The 15,587-nt window shown below is 70.8% G+C and carries 17 protein-coding genes; 9 read left to right on the top strand and 8 right to left on the bottom strand.

Annotation, left to right across the window (positions count from 1 at the left end; translation table 11 throughout):
• Positions 1-42 precede the first annotated feature (42 nt).
• A complete protein-coding gene (locus ACWIHT_RS17570) occupies positions 43-924 on the top strand; it encodes a hypothetical protein (RefSeq protein WP_456169013.1) in 882 nt (293 codons plus the stop codon).
• 43 nt (positions 925-967) lie between these two features.
• Here ACWIHT_RS17570 and ACWIHT_RS17565 read toward each other — a convergent pair whose 3' ends face one another.
• Positions 968-1,879: an SDR family oxidoreductase gene (locus ACWIHT_RS17565; RefSeq protein WP_456169012.1), complete on the bottom strand. Its 912-nt coding sequence runs from the start codon at positions 1,877-1,879 to the stop codon at positions 968-970.
• Between the two features lies 1 nt (position 1,880).
• Positions 1,881-2,654, bottom strand: a complete 774-nt coding sequence (locus tag ACWIHT_RS17560; protein ID WP_456169011.1) for an SDR family oxidoreductase — start codon at positions 2,652-2,654, stop codon at positions 1,881-1,883.
• 85 nt (positions 2,655-2,739) lie between these two features.
• On the opposite strand from ACWIHT_RS17560, the gene ACWIHT_RS17555 reads away from it, so the two are divergent.
• The 5 genes from ACWIHT_RS17555 to ACWIHT_RS17535 are packed head-to-tail and all read left to right on the top strand — an operon-like array spanning position 2,740 to position 6,779.
• A complete protein-coding gene (locus ACWIHT_RS17555) occupies positions 2,740-3,504 on the top strand; it encodes an enoyl-CoA hydratase family protein (protein WP_456169010.1) in 765 nt (254 codons plus the stop codon).
• Positions 3,501-4,349, top strand: a complete 849-nt coding sequence (locus ACWIHT_RS17550; protein ID WP_456169009.1) for a CoA transferase subunit A — start codon at positions 3,501-3,503, stop codon at positions 4,347-4,349. The genes ACWIHT_RS17555 and ACWIHT_RS17550 overlap by 4 nt, the downstream gene beginning before the upstream one ends.
• Positions 4,349-5,077 (top strand): CoA-transferase subunit beta, encoded by a 729-nt coding sequence (locus ACWIHT_RS17545; RefSeq protein WP_456169008.1) that lies wholly within the window; start codon positions 4,349-4,351, stop codon positions 5,075-5,077. Before ACWIHT_RS17550 ends, ACWIHT_RS17545 begins: the two co-directional genes overlap by 1 nt.
• Positions 5,077-6,141: an NAD(P)H-dependent flavin oxidoreductase gene (locus tag ACWIHT_RS17540; protein WP_456169007.1), complete on the top strand. Its 1,065-nt coding sequence runs from the start codon at positions 5,077-5,079 to the stop codon at positions 6,139-6,141. Before ACWIHT_RS17545 ends, ACWIHT_RS17540 begins: the two co-directional genes overlap by 1 nt.
• Positions 6,138-6,779 carry an SIMPL domain-containing protein gene (locus ACWIHT_RS17535; RefSeq protein WP_456169006.1) on the top strand — a complete coding sequence of 214 codons (642 nt, stop codon included), beginning with the start codon at positions 6,138-6,140 and terminating at the stop codon, positions 6,777-6,779. The genes ACWIHT_RS17540 and ACWIHT_RS17535 overlap by 4 nt, the downstream gene beginning before the upstream one ends.
• A gap of 42 nt (positions 6,780-6,821) precedes the next feature.
• On the opposite strand, the gene ACWIHT_RS17530 is transcribed toward ACWIHT_RS17535, so the two are convergent.
• The 3 genes from ACWIHT_RS17530 to ACWIHT_RS17520 are packed head-to-tail and all read right to left on the bottom strand — an operon-like array spanning position 6,822 to position 9,445.
• Positions 6,822-7,979, bottom strand: coding sequence for an acetyl-CoA C-acetyltransferase (locus ACWIHT_RS17530; protein ID WP_456169005.1), 1,158 nt, complete (start codon positions 7,977-7,979; stop codon positions 6,822-6,824).
• Positions 7,980-8,005: 26 nt separating this feature from the next.
• A complete protein-coding gene (locus ACWIHT_RS17525; protein WP_456169004.1) occupies positions 8,006-8,617 on the bottom strand; it encodes a TetR/AcrR family transcriptional regulator in 612 nt (203 codons plus the stop codon).
• A gap of 39 nt (positions 8,618-8,656) precedes the next feature.
• On the bottom strand, positions 8,657-9,445 hold the full coding sequence (locus tag ACWIHT_RS17520) for an SDR family oxidoreductase (RefSeq protein ID WP_456169003.1): 789 nt from the start codon (positions 9,443-9,445) through the stop codon (positions 8,657-8,659).
• Positions 9,446-9,493: 48 nt separating this feature from the next.
• Between ACWIHT_RS17520 and ACWIHT_RS17515 the strand changes: the two genes are divergently transcribed.
• Complete coding sequence (locus tag ACWIHT_RS17515) at positions 9,494-10,633, top strand: acyl-CoA dehydrogenase family protein (protein ID WP_456169002.1); 1,140 nt, start codon at positions 9,494-9,496, stop codon at positions 10,631-10,633.
• Complete coding sequence (locus tag ACWIHT_RS17510; RefSeq protein WP_456169001.1) at positions 10,633-11,595, top strand: acyl-CoA dehydrogenase family protein; 963 nt, start codon at positions 10,633-10,635, stop codon at positions 11,593-11,595. The genes ACWIHT_RS17515 and ACWIHT_RS17510 overlap by 1 nt, the downstream gene beginning before the upstream one ends.
• On the opposite strand, the gene qcrB is transcribed toward ACWIHT_RS17510, so the two are convergent.
• Genes qcrB through ACWIHT_RS17495 form a run of 3 tightly spaced genes read right to left on the bottom strand, consistent with a single transcriptional unit; the run spans position 11,570 to position 14,549 of the window.
• Positions 11,570-13,219, bottom strand: a complete 1,650-nt coding sequence (gene qcrB / locus ACWIHT_RS17505; RefSeq protein ID WP_456169000.1) for a cytochrome bc1 complex cytochrome b subunit — start codon at positions 13,217-13,219, stop codon at positions 11,570-11,572. The two genes, ACWIHT_RS17510 and qcrB, sit on opposite strands and share 26 nt — an antisense overlap.
• A gap of 53 nt (positions 13,220-13,272) precedes the next feature.
• A complete protein-coding gene (locus ACWIHT_RS17500) occupies positions 13,273-13,833 on the bottom strand; it encodes a HutD/Ves family protein (protein ID WP_456168999.1) in 561 nt (186 codons plus the stop codon).
• On the bottom strand, positions 13,830-14,549 hold the full coding sequence (locus ACWIHT_RS17495) for a vWA domain-containing protein (RefSeq protein ID WP_456168998.1): 720 nt from the start codon (positions 14,547-14,549) through the stop codon (positions 13,830-13,832). Before ACWIHT_RS17495 ends, ACWIHT_RS17500 begins: the two co-directional genes overlap by 4 nt.
• 116 nt (positions 14,550-14,665) lie before the next feature.
• On the opposite strand from ACWIHT_RS17495, the gene ACWIHT_RS17490 reads away from it, so the two are divergent.
• The gene (locus ACWIHT_RS17490) at positions 14,666-15,505 is read left to right on the top strand and encodes a chitosanase (protein WP_456168997.1); all 840 of its coding nucleotides are present in this window, start codon (positions 14,666-14,668) and stop codon (positions 15,503-15,505) included.
• Positions 15,506-15,587: the final 82 nt, after the last annotated feature.

The following is a 15,587-nucleotide window of genomic DNA, read 5'->3' as shown; positions in this document are numbered from 1 at the left end:
CTAGAGTGGGAACAGGTCGGGGGCGTCTTTGGGGGTACGGACGTGGCGGACGACGGACCGGTCGAGCACGGCTACCCGCACCTGGACACGGTGCGGGACTCCATCACCGCGCTCTACAAGCGGTTGTCCTACGACACCGTCCAGACGTTCGCGACCAGTGTGGCCCCCGTGGACGTGGCGTTCTGCGACACGGACGACCTGCATCTGGGGGCGCAGCGGGTGGCCCGGGAGATGGTCCGGCACTACCGGCTCCCGGATGCCCGGCTGATCGTCAGCTTCCGTGAGATGACGCATGCGGCGAACGTCGAACTCACGGCCGGGCCCGAGTACTTCGTGGAGTTGAACGACCGGTTCCGCACGCATCGCCGGGACATCGGCGCGGCGCTCGCGCACGAGGTGATGCATGTCTATCTGCACCGCCTGGACCTGTCGTTCCCCGGTACCCGGGAGAACGAGATCCTCACGGACACCGCGGCGACGTATCTCGGCGCGGGGTGGCTGCTGCTGGACGCGTACCGGGAGGACTCGGCGTCCTCGCAGAAGCTCGGGTATCTCACACCCGAGGAGTTCGGGTACGTCCTCGCCAAGCGGGCGCTGGTCTTCGGCGAGGATCCCTCGGTGTGGTTCACGAGCCCGCAGGCCTACACGGCGTACGTCAAGGGCATGGAGCAGGCCCGGCGTGACGAGCAGCAGCCTCCGCTCACGGCGGCGGGGTGGGCGGGGCGGCGACGCTACGTGCACGACCGGCGGCACGGGCCCGGCGCCCAGAAAGGGGTGCCGTACGCCTTCAGCGGGGACGGGCACGGGAGCTTGCGGGTGTCGTTCCCCTGCCCCACGTGTCATCAGCGGATCAGGGTGCCGGTGCGGGGGAGGGTACGGGCCCGGTGTTCCCTGTGCCGGACGGTGCTGGAGTGCGACACGTAGGCGGGTGTGCCCCGCTGGAGCAAAAGGGCGGGTCGGACCAGTACTACGCCCCGTACACCGCCCCCGGAACCTCTGCCTCCGCCAGCAGCTTCAGCACCGCCTCCCCCGCCTCCCCCGGGCTCCACCGCGCCCCCTTGTCCGCGCTCGGGCCCGCCCTCCAGCCCTCCATCACGGTGATGCGTCCGCCCTCCGTCTCGAAGACCCGACCCGTGACCCCCGCGCTCGCGGCCGAGCCCAGCCATACCACCACGGGGGACACGTTCTCCGGGGCCATCGTGTCGAAGCCGGAGTCGGGGGCCGCCATCGTCTCGGCGAAGGTGTGTTCCGTCATGCGGGTGCGGGCCGAGGGGGCGATCGCGTTGACCTGGACGCCGTAGCGGGACAGTTCGGCGGCCGCGACCAGGGTGAGGCCTACGATGCCGGCCTTGGCGGCGCTGTAGTTGCCCTGCCCCAGGGAGCCCAACAGGCCTGCTCCGCTGCTGGTGTTGATGATCCGGGCGGTGGGGGTGCGGCCCGCCTTGGACTCGGCGCGCCAGTGTGCCGCCGCGTGTTTCAGGGGCAGGAAGTGGCCCTTCAGGTGGACGCGCAGCACCGCGTCCCAGTCGTCCTCGTCGAGGTTGACGAGCATGCGGTCGCGCAGGTAACCCGCGTTGTTGACCAGGGTGTCGAGGCGGCCGTAGGTCTCCAGTGCGGTCGTCACCAGGGACGCGGCACCGGTGGTCGTGGCGATGTCGCCGCCGTGGGCCACCGCCTCGCCGCCCGCCGCGCGGATCTCCGCGACCACCTGGGCGGCGGGGCTGTCGGGGTCCGGGGCGCCGTCGAGGCCGACGCCGAGGTCGTTGACGACGACCTTGGCGCCCTCGGCGGCGAAGGCGAGGGCATGGGCGCGGCCCAGCCCGCGGCCCGCACCGGTGACCACGACGACCCGGCCGTCGCAGAGAGCACTGGTACTCATCTCACGTCTCCTTGTTGGCGGTTGCGGCGTCAAGAAACGCGGGGCGCTCCCCGCCCCCGTGGACCAGGAGGCTCGCGCCGCTGATGTACGCGGCGGCGGGGGAAGCGAGGAAGACCGCCGCCGCGCCCACGTCGGTGGGGTCGGCGAGGCGGCCGAGCGGGACCGTGCGGGAGACGGCCGCGATGGCGTCCTCGCCGCCGTAGTGCAGGTGGGACGAGTCCGTGCGGACCATGCCGACGACGAGGGTGTTGACGCGGATGTCCGGCGCCCACTCCACCGCCATCGAACGGGCCAGGTTCTCCAGTCCGGCCTTGGCCGCCCCGTACGCCGCCGAACCGGGCGAGGGGCGGCTGCCGCTGACGCTGCCGATCATCACGACCGAACCGCCGGCCCGCCTGAGGTGTTCGTACGCGGCGAGGGAGGCGGTGAGCGGGGCGAGGAGGTTCAACTCGATGATCCGCGCGTGGCGTTCGGCCGTCGCGTCGACCAGCGGGCGGTACGGTGCGCCGCCCGCGTTGTTGACGAGGACGTCGAGCCGGGGCAGCGCGGCGAAGAACTCCCGTACGGCGTCCGGGTCGCGGAGGTCGAGGGGGCTGAACTCGGTTCCCTGGACGGGGTCTTCGGGCGGTTTGCGCGCGCAGGTCAGCACCTGGGCGCCGGCCGCGACGAAGGCGCGCGCGATACCGGCGCCGACGCCTCGGGTGCCGCCGGTGACGAGGACGGTCCGGCCGTTCAAGGGACGGTCGGGTGAGTTGTCCACAGGGGCGTTGTCCACAGGCCCTCCCGCTCGGATTCTCCGGCTGCTAGCTTCGAAGCCTCACACCTAACAAATGTTTGGTGGAAAGGTAGCTGATGCGTCCATGGGTGTCTCCACCTCCTCCCCGGAAAACTCGTTCGCGAGCAAGGGGATCTCGGTCGTCACGGTCGACTTCCCGCCGGTGAACGCGCTGCCGGTGGACGGCTGGTTCGCGCTGGCCGACGCCGTGCGGGCGGCCGGCCGCGATCCCGGTGTGCGCTGTGTGGTGCTGGCGGCCGAGGGGCGGGGCTTCAACGCGGGCGTGGACATCAAGGAGATACAGGCGCGCGGACAGTCGGCCCTGGTCGGGGTGAACCGGGGCTGTTTCGAGGCGTTCGCCGCGGTGTACGAGTGCGAGGTGCCCGTGGTGGCGGCCGTGCAGGGCTTCTGCCTGGGCGGGGGCATCGGTCTGGTGGGGAACGCGGACGTGATCGTGGCGAGCGAGGACGCCACCTTCGGGCTGCCCGAGCTGGACCGGGGCGCGCTGGGTGCCGCCACGCATCTGGCCCGGCTGGTCCCCCAGCACCTGATGCGCGCCCTGTACTACACCTCGCGCACGGCGACGGCGGCCGAGCTGCACGCGCACGGCTCGGTGTGGCGGGTCGTACCGCGCGCTGAACTGCGGTCCGCCGCACTGGAGTTGGCGGCCGAGATAGCCGCCAAGGACGGCGAGCTGATCCGGCTCGCCAAGTCCGCGATCAACGGCATCGACCCCGTCGACGTCCGCCGCAGCTACCGCTTCGAGCAGGGCTTCACCTTCGAGGCGAACGTCAGCGGGGTGGCCGACCGGGTCCGAGACACCTTCGGGAAGGAGGGTGGTGACCAGTGAGCGACAAGACGATGACCGCCGACGAGGTCGTGTCCCGGCTGGCGAGCGGTATGACCCTGGGCATCGGCGGCTGGGGTTCCCGCCGCAAGCCGATGTCGCTGGTCCGAGCGCTGTTACGGAGCGACATCGGCGATCTCACCCTGGTCTCGTACGGCGGCCCGGACGTCGGGATGCTGGTGGCGGCCGGCCGGGTCCGCAGGCTGGTGGCGCCCTTCGTCACCCTCGACTCCATCCCGCTCGAACCGCACTACCGGGCGGGGCGCGAGCGCGGGGAGTTCGAGCTGACGGAGGTCGACGAGGGCATGTTCATGTGGGGCCTGCGCGCGGCGGCGAACCGGCTGCCGTTCCTGCCGGTGCGCGCGGGGATCGGCTCGGACGTCATGCGGGTCAACCCCGCCCTGCGGACGGTGACTTCGCCGTACGACGACGGGGAGACGTTCGTCGCGATGCCCGCGCTGCGCCTGGACGCGGCGCTGGTGCACGTCAACCGGGCCGACCGGCTGGGCAACGGGCAGTATCTGGGCCCGGACCCGTACTTCGACGACCTGTTCTGCGAGGCGGCGGACGCGGCCTATGTCTCCTGCGAACGGATCGTGGACACGGCCGAGTTGACGAAGGAGGCGCCGCCGCAGTCCCTGCTCGTCAAGCGGCTGAACGTCACCGGGGTCGTCGAGGCGCCCGGCGGCGCCCACTTCACGTCGTGCGCTCCCGACCACGGCAGGGACGAGGACTTCCAGCGGCTGTACGCGACGACACCCTGGGCGGAGTTCGCCGAGCGTTTCCTCTCCGGGGACGAGGCGGACTACCGGTCGGCAGTGCGCAACTGGCAGGAGGAACAGGGGTGATGGAGGTGCTGCGTTCCGAATACTGCGTGATCGCCTGTGCGGAGGCGTGGCGTGACGCCGGTGAGATACTGGCCAGCCCCATGGGCTTGATCCCGTCCGTCGGCGCGCGGCTGGCCCGGCTCACCTTCGCGCCCGACCTGTTGCTGACCGACGGCGAGGCGATGATCGTCCGTCCGGACGGGACACCGGAAGGCTGGTTGCCGTACCGGCAACACCTCGCCCTGGTGTCCGGCGGGCGCCGGCACGTGATGATGGGCGCGAGCCAGATCGACCGGTACGGCAACCAGAACATCTCGTGCGTCGGCGACTGGGCGCGCCCGAAGCGGCAGTTGCTCGGAGTGCGCGGGGCGCCGATCAACACCCTGAACAATCCGACGAGTTACTGGATACCCCGGCACTCGCCGCGGGTGTTCGTGGAGAAGGTCGACATGGTGTGCGGGGTGGGGTACGACCGGGTCGCCGAGCACCCGGGGACGGCCCGCTTCCACCGTATCCCCCGGGTCGTCTCCGACCTCGGTGTGTTCGACTTCGCGACCCCGGACCGCTCGATGCGGCTGGCCTCGCTGCATCCGGGGGTCACGGTCGAGCAGGTCAGGGAGGCGACCGGCTTCGAGCTGACGATCCCGGACGAGGTTCCGCCGACGCGTGAACCGACCCCGGAGGAGCTGCGGTTGATCCGTGAGGTCATCGACCCGGCCGACACCCGCCGCAGGGAGGTGGCGGTCTGATGGAGACCGCGCTGACCAGGCTGGTCGGGGTGCGGCATCCGATCGTGCAGACGGGGATGGGCTGGGTGGCGGGCCCGCGTCTGGTGTCGGCCACGGCGAACGCGGGCGCGCTGGGCATCCTGGCCTCCGCGACCATGGACACCGACCGGCTCCGGGAGGCGATCCGGGAGGTCAAGTCCCGTACGGGGGCGCCGTTCGGGGTGAATCTGCGAGCGGACGCGGCGGACGCGGGCGACCGGGTGCGGATCATGATCGAGGAGGGCGTACGGGTCGCGTCCTTCGCGCTGGCGCCGTCCGCCGAGCTGATCGCCGAGCTGAAGGAGGCGGGGGTGGTCGTGATCCCGTCGATCGGGGCACGGCGGCACGCGGAGAAGGTCGCGGCGTGGGGCGCGGACGCGGTGATCGTGCAGGGCGGGGAGGGCGGCGGCCACACCGGGGAGGTGGCGACGACGGTGCTGCTGCCACAGGTGGTGGACGCGGTGGACATACCGGTGGTGGCGGCGGGCGGCTTCTTCGACGGGCGGGGACTGGTCGCGGCGCTGGCCTACGGGGCGGCGGGCGTCGCCATGGGCACTCGCTTCCTCCTCACCTCGGACTCGACGGTCCCGGACGCGGTGAAGGCGGCGTATCTGGCGGCGACGGTCAAGGACGTCACGGTCACACGGGCGGTGGACGGCCTGCCGCACCGGATGCTCCGTACGGAACTGGTCGACGCCCTGGAGCACTCCGGCCGGGCGCGAACCCTGGCGCACGCGGTCCGCCGGGCGGCCGGATTCCGGAAGCTGTCCGGGCTCACCTGGCCGCAGTTGATACGCGACGGCCTCGCCATGAGACACGGCAAGGACCTGACCTGGAGCCAGGTCCTGCTGGCCGCGAACACCCCGATGCTGCTCAAGGCGTCGATGGTGGACGGCCGTACGGATCTCGGGGTGATGGCGTCCGGGCAGGTCGCCGGGGTGATCGACGACCTGCCGTCGTGCGCGGAGCTGGTGGCCGGGATGATGGATCAAGCGGCTTCAATTGTGGGCGAGTTGGCGTCCGGCGGTGCTTCAATGCGCGCATGACGCAAATGATCCAGGAGCCCTGGGGGCTCAGTGTTTTCGGTGCGGGCAGTGTGCGGGCGGAGCCGCAGTTGGTCCGGGTGAAGCTGACGGTCAATGTGCTGGAGCCCTCGGCCGACCGGGCGTTCCAGGAGGCGGACGCGGCGGTGGTCAGGCTGCGCGAGGTGCTGCGCGGGCACGGGATACCCGACGGGTCCGTGTCGGGTTCCCGCCTGCGGCTCAGCTCGGACTACTCCGGGTACGGGGAGGACCGGAAGTTCCTCGGGTACCGCTGCCAGGCTTCCTACGTCATCGAGACGGAGTTGCTCGACGACCTGCGGCAGTTGATCGTGGACGCGGTCGACGCCGGGGCGCACCAGATCGACAGTGTCGACTTCGACGTACGGAACAAGCCGGAGCTGCGGGACGAGGCGCGCCGCAAGGCGGTGGCCGCCGCCCGCCGCAAGGCCGAGGTGTACACGGAGGCGACGGGCGTGCCGCTGGGGCCGGTGGTGCACATCCAGGACGTGGACGCGGAGTCGTACGAGTTCCGCCAGTCCCGGGGCCACGGTTCCGCGAACGGCAGTTCGCAGGGCGATCTCGCGCCGGGGCTGGTGGAGGTGTCCGCCGGAGTGATCCTGGGCTTCTCGCTCAGCGGCTGACGGCTCCTGAGTCCTGAGCCGTCCCGGTCGCCGGGCTGACGATCAGAGCCGTTCGATGATCGTCACGTTGGCCTGGCCGCCGCCCTCGCACATGGTCTGGAGGCCGAACCGGCCGCCGGTGCGCTCCAGTTCGTGGAGGAGGGTGGTCATGAGTTTGACGCCGGTCGCGCCGAGGGGGTGGCCGAGGGCTATCGCGCCGCCGTTGACGTTGACCCTGTCGGGGTCGGCGCCCGTCTCCTTCAGCCAGGCGAGGACGACGGGCGCGAAGGCCTCGTTGATCTCGACGAGGTCGATGGCGTCGATGGTCAGGCCGGTCTTCTTCAGGGCGTGGGCGGTGGCCGGGATGGGGGCGGACAACATGCGGATCGGGTCCTCGCCCCGGACGGAGAGGTGATGGACGCGGGCGCGGGGCGTCAACCCGTGTTCGCGTACGGCCCGTTCCGAGGCGAGCAGCATCGCCGCCGCGCCGTCGGAGACCTGGGAGGAGCAGGCGGCGGTGATGGTGCCGCCGTCGACGACCGGTTTCAGGCCCGCCATCTTCTCCAGCGAGGTGTCCCGGCGCGGGCCCTCGTCGACCGCGACCGGGCCGTAGGCCACCGTCTCCCTCTCGAAGCGGCCCTCGTCGATGGCGCGCAGGGCCCTCCGGTGCGAGCGGAGGGCGAACTCCTCCTGGTCCTGCCTGCTGATGCCCCACTTCGCGGCGATCATCTCGGCGCCGGCGAACTGGTTCACCGGCTGCGTTCCGTACCGGGCGCGCCAGCCCTCGCTGCCCGCGAAGGGGCCGTCCGTGAGGCCCAGCGGCAGGGCGGCCTGGCGGGAGGCGAAGGCGATGGGGATCAGCGACATGTTCTGGACACCGCCCGCGACGACCAGGTCCTGGGTGCCGGACAGCACGCCCTGGGCCGCGAAGTGAACGGCCTGCTGCGAGGACCCGCACTGCCGGTCCACCGTCACGCCCGGCACCTCCTCGGGCAGCCCGGCCGCCAGCCAGGCGGTCCGCGCGATGTCCCCGGCCTGCGGCCCCACCGCGTCCAGACATCCGAAGACGACGTCCTCGACGGCGGCGGGATCGATCCCGGAACGCCCGACCAGTTCCTTGAGCACATGAGCCCCGAGGTCGGCGGGATGGACCCCGCTGAGCCCTCCCCCGCGCCGCCCGACGGGCGTCCGGACCGCTTCGACGATATAGGCCTCGGCCATGTCAACTCCCCATGCTTGCCCGTGAGTTACGTGCGTACGGCGATCCCGTCCAGCACCATCGACAGGTACTGCCGGGCGATCTCCTCGGCGCTGTGCTGTCCGCCGGGCCGGTACCAGGACGCGGCGACCCACACCGTGTCCCGCACGAACCGGTAGGTGAGCCGGACGTCGAGGTCGGCCCGGAAGACCTTGGCGGCGACCCCGCGCTCCAGCGTGGCCAGCCACGCCTTCTCGAACTTGCGCTGCGACTCGGCGAGGAACGCGAACCGCTCCTGCGCGACCAGTTGCTTGCTCTCCTTCTGGTAGATCGCGACGGCCGCGCGGTGCCGGTCGATCTCCCGGAACGACTCGATGACCAGCGCCTCCAGCGTCTCGCGCGGCCCCGACTCGGCGTCCAGGACGGTGTCGTAGCCGCTCCACAGCTCGTCGAGGAAGGTCCGCAGGATCTCCTCCAGCATCGATTCCTTGGAGTCGAAGTGGTAGTAGAGGCTGCCCGCGAGCATGCCCGCGTGGTCCGCGATCTTCCGTACGGTGGTGGCGTTGTAGCCCTGTTCGGCGAAGACCTCGGCCGCCGTGTCGAGGAGTTCACGGCGGCGGGCCGGGGCGGCGGTCACCGGGGGTTTCTTCTTGGTCGGCACGGACCCATTGTCGTGCCCCAGCACCGGCCCTTCGTCCCGCTACGCATGCTGGCTGCTCACCGAGACGACCTCGCCGGTCATGTACGAGGAGTAGTCCGAGGCCAGGAACACGATCACGTTGGCCACCTCCCAGGGCTCGGCGTACCGCCCGAAGGCCTCTCGCGCGGTGAGTTCGGCCAACAGCTCCGGGGTCGTCACCTTCACCAGGTGCGGGTGCATGGCGAGGCTCGGCGAGACCGCGTTGATCCGCACGCCGTACGCGGCGGCCTCGATCGCCGCGCACCGGGTCAGCGCCATCACGCCCGCCTTGGCGGCGGCGTAGTGCGCCTGTCCGGCCTGGGCGCGCCAGCCGACGACGGAGGCGTTGTTGACGATCACCCCGCCGCCCATTTCTCGCATCGCGCGCAGGGCGGCCCGGGTGCAGCGGAAGGTGCCGTTCAACGTCACGTCCAGCACCTTCGACCACTGCTCGTCGGTCATGTCGACGAGGTCCGAAGTACCGCCCAGGCCCGCGTTGTTGACGACCACGTCCAACCGCCCGTGCGCCGCTACGGCCGCGTCGAACAGGGCCCGCACCTGCGTCTCGTCGGTGACGTCGCACGGCAGCGCGGCGACCGACTCCGCGCCGAACTCCCCGGCCAGCTCGGCCTCGTACTCCTTCAGCCGCCGGGTGTGCGCGTCGCTGATCAGCACACGGGCGCCCTCCTGGAGGAAGCGGCGCGCGGTGGCCCCGCCGATCCCCGCTCCGGCGGCGGCGGTGACGACGGCGGTGCGCCCCTTCAACAGCCCGTGCCCGGGGACGTATGCCGGACTCTCGACGCCTGTCATACGGCCACGCTAACCTACCAAACACTTGTTAGGGAAGGATGGTTGGCGATGGACCTCGACTTCACTCCCGCCGAGGAGGCGTTCCGCGCCGAGGCCCGCGCCTGGCTGCGCGCGCACGTACCGGCCACGCCGCTCCCCTCCCTGGAGACGAAGGAGGGCTTCGCCGCGCACCGGGCGTGGGAGGCCCAACTCGCGGCGGACCGTTGGTCGGTGGTGTCCTGGCCGGAGGAGTACGGCGGCCGGGGCGCGGACATCGTGCGGTGGCTGCTGTTCGAGGAGGAGTACTACGCGGCGGGCGCGCCGGGCCGGGTCGGCCAGAACGGCATCAACCTGCTCGCGCCGACCCTCTTCGACCACGGCACGCGGGAGCAACGCGCGCGCGTGCTGCCGGAGATGGCGACCGGCGAGGTGGTGTGGGCGCAGGCGTGGTCGGAGCCGGAGGCGGGTTCGGACCTGGCCTCGCTCACCTCGCGGGCGGTGCGCACGGGCGGCGGCTGGCTGCTGAGCGGGCAGAAGACGTGGTCGTCGCGGGCGGCCTTCGCGGACCGCGCGTTCGGCCTGTTCCGCAGCGAGCCGGACACCCCGAAGCCCCAACAGGGCCTGACCTACCTGATGTTCGACCTGCGCGCGCCCGGCGTCACGGTCCGCCCGATCGGCCGCCTGGACGGCAAGCCGGCCTTCGCGGAACTCTTCCTGGACGAGGTGTTCGTGCCCGACGAGGACGTGATCGGCGAGCCGGGCCAGGGCTGGCGGGTAGCCATGTCGACGGCCGGAAACGAACGCGGTCTCACCCTCCGCTCCCCCGGCCGCTTCCTCGCCTCCGCCGACCGGCTCCTCAACCTCTGGCGGGAGCAGGGCAGTTCGGAAGCGCTGCGCGACCGGGTGGCGGACGCCGTCATCGGTGCCCGCGCCTACCAGCTCTTCACCTACGCCAACGCCTCCCGTTTCCTGGACGGCGAGTCCATCGGCCCGGAGTCCAGCCTGAACAAGGTCTTCTGGTCCGAGTACGACATCGCCCTGCACGAGACGGCCCTCGAACTGCTGGGCACGGAGGGCGAGTTGGCGGACACCGACTGGGCCGAGGGGTATGTCTTCTCCCTCGCCGGGCCCATCTACGCCGGTACGAACGAGATCCAGCGCGACATCATCGCCGAGCGCCTGCTCGGCCTGCCGAAGGGCCGCCGCTGATGCGCTTCCTCCTCGACCCCGAACAGCGGGCGTTCGCCGACTCGTTGAACGCGATGCTGACGGCCGCGGACACCCCGTCGGTCGTACGGTCCTGGAGCCGTGGCGAGCATGCGAGCGGGCGCTCGCTGTGGCGCCGGGTCGCGGGCGCCGGAGTGTTCGCGCTCGCCGTGCCGGAAGCCTACGAGGGGCTCGGTCCCCGGCCGGTCGAACTCGCGGTGGCGTTCGTGGAGTTGGGGCGGCACGCGGTTCCGGGGCCGCTGGTGGAGACGGTCGTGGCAGCCGCGCTGCTGACCGAACCCGCCCCGGCCAAGCGCCTGTTGCCCGCGCTGGCGGCGGGCGGGGCGATGGCCACGGCGGCACCGGCGGGGTCGTACGCGCTGGACGGTGACGTGGCGACGATCCGGCTGAGCTGGGACGCCGACGGGCTGCGGCTGGCGCCCGGGCACGAGGGACCGGTGCGCGCCTCCCTCGACCCGGCGCGCCGTCTCACCCGGCTGCTCCCGGGCGGTGAACTCCTCACTGCGGAGCCGCCGTTGGCGCACGCCCTCACCTGGGCCCGGCTGGCCACCGCCGCGCAGGCGCTCGGCGTCGGTCTCGCGCTGCTCGACAGGACCGTCACCTACGTGAAGCAGCGCACCCAATTCGGGGTCCCCGTCGGCTCGTTCCAGGCGGTGAAGCATCAACTGGCCGACGCGAAGATCGCGTTGGAGTTCGCGCGTCCGCTGGTCTTCGGCGCGGCGCTCACCATGGACCCGGCCGATGTGGCCGCCGCGAAGGTCACGGCGTGCGAGGCGGCGTACAGGACCGCCCGTACAGCGCTTCAACTGCACGGTGCGATCGGGTACACCGCCGAGTACGACCTGTCCCTGTGGTTGACCAAGGCCCGTGCCCTGCGCGCGAGTTGGGGCTACCCTGACGAATGCCGGGCGATCGTGCTCAGTGGTGATGGTCCCCGCTGGTGAGTTCCTTGTACTCCTCCACCGTCGGCTTCGCGATCCGCGTCTCCGGTCCGAACATCGCCTTGGCGAGCCGGGCCCGCACCCGCTGCCCGCCCTTGACCTGCCGTTCCACGCCGTTCGCGTCGACGAGCGGCCCGATGGCGTAGGGCGGTTCCTGTTCGTGCTGGGTGAGTCTGAACAGCTCGTCCTGCGCGAGGGGTTCGTGGACCTCGACGTACTCGCCGTGCGGCAGCATCTTGATGAGGCCGGACTCGCGGCCGTGCAACACCTTGTCCCGGTCCCGGCGTTGGAGCCCCATGCAGACGCGCTTGGTGACGAGGAAGGCGGCCACCGGCATCGCGAAGAAGGAGACCCGTACGAACCAAGTGATCGCGTTGATCGAGAGGTTGAGATGGGTGGCGACCACGTCGTTGCCGCCGCCGATCAGCAGCACGCCGTACAGGCTCAGCCAGGCCACGCCGAGGCCGGTGCGCACGGGCATGTTGCGCGGGCGGTCCAGGATGTGGTGTTCGCGTTTGTCGCCGGTGATCCAGGCCTCGATGAAGGGGTAGGCGCCGATGGCGGCGAGGATCAGCGGGAAGAGCGTGAAGGGGATGAAGACGCCCAACTCCAGTGTGTGGCCCCAGGCGTCGATCTCCCATCCCGGCATCACACGGATCAGTCCCTCGGAGAAGCCGAGATACCAGTCGGGCTGGGCGCCGGTCGTCACCAGGTCGGGCCGGTAAGGGCCGAAGGCCCACACGGGGTTGATGCTGGCGATGCCGCCCATGATGGCGAGCACCCCGAAGACGAGGAAGAAGAAGCCGCCCGCCTTGGCCATGTAGACCGGCAGGAAGGGCATGCCGACCACGCTCTTCTGGTCCCGTCCGGGCCCGGGGTACTGCGTGTGCTTGTGGTAGAAGACCAGGATCAGATGCGCGACCACCAGACCCAGCATGATCCCCGGAAGCAGCAGGACATGGACGGGGAAGAGCCGCGAGATGATGTCGTGCCCCGGGAACTCCCCGCCGAACAGGAACATCGACATGTACGTCCCGACGATCGGCACGGACAGGATCGCGCCGTCCGCGAAGCGGATGCCGGTGCCGGAGAGCAGGTCGTCGGGGAGCGAGTAGCCGGTGAGTCCGGTGATGATGCCGAGGAACAACAGGGTCCAGCCGAACACCCAGTTGAGCTCGCGCGGCTTGCGGTAGGCGCCGGTGAAGAACACCCGCATCATGTGGATGAGCATGCCGGCGATGAAGACGACGGCCGCCCAGTGGTGGATCTGCCGGATCAGCAGTCCGCCGCGCACGTCGAAGCTGATGTCGAGCGTGGACTCGAACGCCCGGGTCATCGGGATGCCGTTCAACGGCGTGTACGAGCCGTGGTAGATGACCTCGACGCCGCTCGGCTCGAAGAACAGGGTGAGATAGATGCCGGTGAGGATCAGGATGATGAAGCTGTAGAGGCAGATCTCGCCCAGCATGAAGGACCAGTGGTCCGGGAAGACCTTGCGCATATTGGCCTTGGCCAGCGCGTACAGCCCGAGCCGTCCGTCCGCCCAGTCGGCGAGCTTCTCCCCTTTGCCGGCCTCGCCCGGCCGTCCGCCGCCCGCTGTGCCGTTCACCGATCGTGCGCCGTCCATACGTTCGCCGCCTCCCCGTCCGGATCACCCCACAGGGTGTCACGGGGGCCGGGCTAAGCCAACGGTGCGTCAGCAGGCAATGACAGCCCGATCACGGCGGTACGACCCCGGGCGTGCAGGACAGCTCCCTCGCCCAACTGCACTGCGTCATAAGGCCCGAGAGTCGCTCCGGCCACCTCGGCGACTCCGTCCAGCGCCACGACCAGGGCGCCCGCGCCCACCCGCAGCCGTCCCCGGACGACGGCGACCGTGGGGGCCGTAGCGCCCGCGCCCCTGCGCCACATGACGTTGAGGTTGACGACCGGGCCGTCCAGCAAGCGGCCCTCGGTCGGCAGGTCGCCCCTGAAGTCGTGTGGAACATAAGGGGAGTTGACGAGTACCCGGGTGCCGCCCACGGTGAGGTCCATGCCGGCGCCCTCGACAACCGTGAGGGTGCGGTCGATGTCGGGGAAGGCGGAGAACGGTCCGTCCGCGCCGACCTCGGCGAGGCTCACCCGCCACGCGAAGTCGTCCATGCCGGAGCCCTCGGGCCAGGCGGCGATCTCCCGGGTCACACCGCCACCGTTCTTCCAGGGCACGGCGGTTCGCGCCGAGGCGGGCAGGAGACGGGTCACTGGACGATCCCCTGTTCCCGCGCCGTCGACAGCCACTGCGGGAACTCACCCACCAGTCGGTCGTAGAGCTCCGCGTCGGACATCTTCAGCGGGTCCGAACCGGCGTGGAAGAAGCCCGCGTTGTCGACCGGGCGCTTCTGCGGCACCGCCAACTCGTCGAGTTTGCGCAGGAATTCGAACTGCTTGCTCTTCGCGTCGCCGAATCCGACGAACTGCCAGAACATCGGCAGCTTGGCGGCCTTGCACACATAGCGTTCCGCGGCGAGCTTGTTGATCGGGCCGCCGTCGGTCTGGAAGACGACGAGCGCGGGCTCCTTGGAGCCGCTGTCGAGATAGTGGTCGATGACGGCGTCCATGGCGAGGTGGTAGCTCGTCTTGCCCATGTGTCCAAGTCCGGCCACGACGCGGTCGATCCGGCCCGCGTGGTCGGCGAGGGCGATGTCCGTGACGGCGTCGACGTCGGTCGAGAAGAAGACGACCGGCACGGTCCCGTCGTCGTCCAGGTGGGCCGACAGGCCCAACACCCGGTCCGCCAGCGCCTGCACGCTGCCGTCCTTGTAGTACGGCTTCATGGAACCCGAGTAGTCGACCACCAGGTAGACGGCCGCGCGCTGCCCGTCCAGCCCGTGCTTGCGGAGCGAGACCCCGGCACTCTTGTACAGGCTGACCAGCGCGGGCGCGGTCTCCTCGACCTTGCTGAGCGAGATCGCGGACACAGGGGCTCCCTTCGGATCACGGCGAAAGGATCGAGATTACGCCACGCAGGTCCGGCAGTCCCAATGTCCCCCCAACCCCCGGAATAAGGGACGTAACCGCCCCTACTCTGGGCCCCATGAAACGCGTCGGCGTCCTGATCCTCGCCGCCGTACCCGTCGTCCTCCTCGCGGCGACGGCCTACGGCTCCTCAACCACCGCCCACGACGACCCGCGGCCAGCGCAGCCGTCCGCCGCGGCGCAACGGAGAGCGCCCGAGGGGCTGGCCGCGCCGGCCATGAAGAACCTCGCGCAGGAGCTGGTGGCCAGCGCAGAGAACTCGACGCTCAACTGGCGCAGCGCGTACGGATATGTGCAGGACATCGGAGACGGCCAGGGCTACACCGCGGGCATCATCGGCTTCTGCACCGGCACCCACGACCTGCTCGTCCTCGTCGAGCGCTACACCGCAGCCCACCCCGACAACGGCCTCGCCCGCTACCTCCCCGCCCTGCGCAAGGTCGACGGCACGGACTCCCACCAGGGCCTGGACCCCGGCTTCCCGGCCGCCTGGCGCGCCGAGGCGAAGGTCCCCGCGTTCCAGGCGGCGCAGGACGCGGAACGCGACCGCATCTACTTCGACCCGGCGGTCAGCGCCGCCAAGCGCGACGGCCTGGGCCCGCTGGGGCAGTTCATCTACTACGACGCGATGGTCTTCCACGGCCCGGGCACGGACGGCTTCTACGGCATCCGCACGCGCGCGACGCAGCGGGCCGAGCCCCCGGCCCAAGGCGGCGACGAGAAGGCCTACTTGAGCGCCTTCCTCGACGTCCGCCGCGCCGCGATGCGGGCCAAACACCCCGGCATCGACACCTCCCGCGTCGACACGGCCCAGCGGAAGTTCCTGGACGAGGGGAACCTGGGGCTGCGGACGCCGTTGGTGTGGAAGGTGTACGGGGAGACGTACCGAGTGCCGTAGAAGTGAGGGCGGACGCGCCGCGGCGCCTGCCGGTCCGGTCGGGGACTGAGCAGGCGCCGCGCTCTGTTCCGCACGCCATTGT

The organism is Streptomyces sp. NPDC002276, assembly GCF_053891435.1.
Note: the sequence above shows the minus strand (reverse complement) of the source record. Positions and strands in the feature narration are given on the sequence as shown.

What these genes read in the sequence shown, in the direction of transcription:
- ACWIHT_RS17540 (WP_456169007.1), top strand. Translation starts at nt 5,077, where the DNA reads ATGGAGACCGCGCTGACCAGGCTGGTCGGGGTGCGGCATCCGATCGTG.
- ACWIHT_RS17535 (WP_456169006.1), top strand. Translation starts at nt 6,138, where the DNA reads ATGACGCAAATGATCCAGGAGCCCTGGGGGCTCAGTGTTTTCGGTGCG.
- ACWIHT_RS17545 (WP_456169008.1), top strand. Translation starts at nt 4,349, where the DNA reads ATGGAGGTGCTGCGTTCCGAATACTGCGTGATCGCCTGTGCGGAGGCG.
- ACWIHT_RS17530 (WP_456169005.1), bottom strand. Translation starts at nt 7,979, where the DNA reads ATGGCCGAGGCCTATATCGTCGAAGCGGTCCGGACGCCCGTCGGGCGG.
- ACWIHT_RS17490 (WP_456168997.1), top strand. Translation starts at nt 14,666, where the DNA reads ATGAAACGCGTCGGCGTCCTGATCCTCGCCGCCGTACCCGTCGTCCTC.
- ACWIHT_RS17510 (WP_456169001.1), top strand. Translation starts at nt 10,633, where the DNA reads ATGCGCTTCCTCCTCGACCCCGAACAGCGGGCGTTCGCCGACTCGTTG.
- ACWIHT_RS17565 (WP_456169012.1), bottom strand. Translation starts at nt 1,879, where the DNA reads ATGAGTACCAGTGCTCTCTGCGACGGCCGGGTCGTCGTGGTCACCGGT.
- ACWIHT_RS17515 (WP_456169002.1), top strand. Translation starts at nt 9,494, where the DNA reads ATGGACCTCGACTTCACTCCCGCCGAGGAGGCGTTCCGCGCCGAGGCC.
- ACWIHT_RS17555 (WP_456169010.1), top strand. Translation starts at nt 2,740, where the DNA reads ATGGGTGTCTCCACCTCCTCCCCGGAAAACTCGTTCGCGAGCAAGGGG.
- qcrB (WP_456169000.1), bottom strand. Translation starts at nt 13,219, where the DNA reads ATGGACGGCGCACGATCGGTGAACGGCACAGCGGGCGGCGGACGGCCG.
- ACWIHT_RS17520 (WP_456169003.1), bottom strand. Translation starts at nt 9,445, where the DNA reads ATGACAGGCGTCGAGAGTCCGGCATACGTCCCCGGGCACGGGCTGTTG.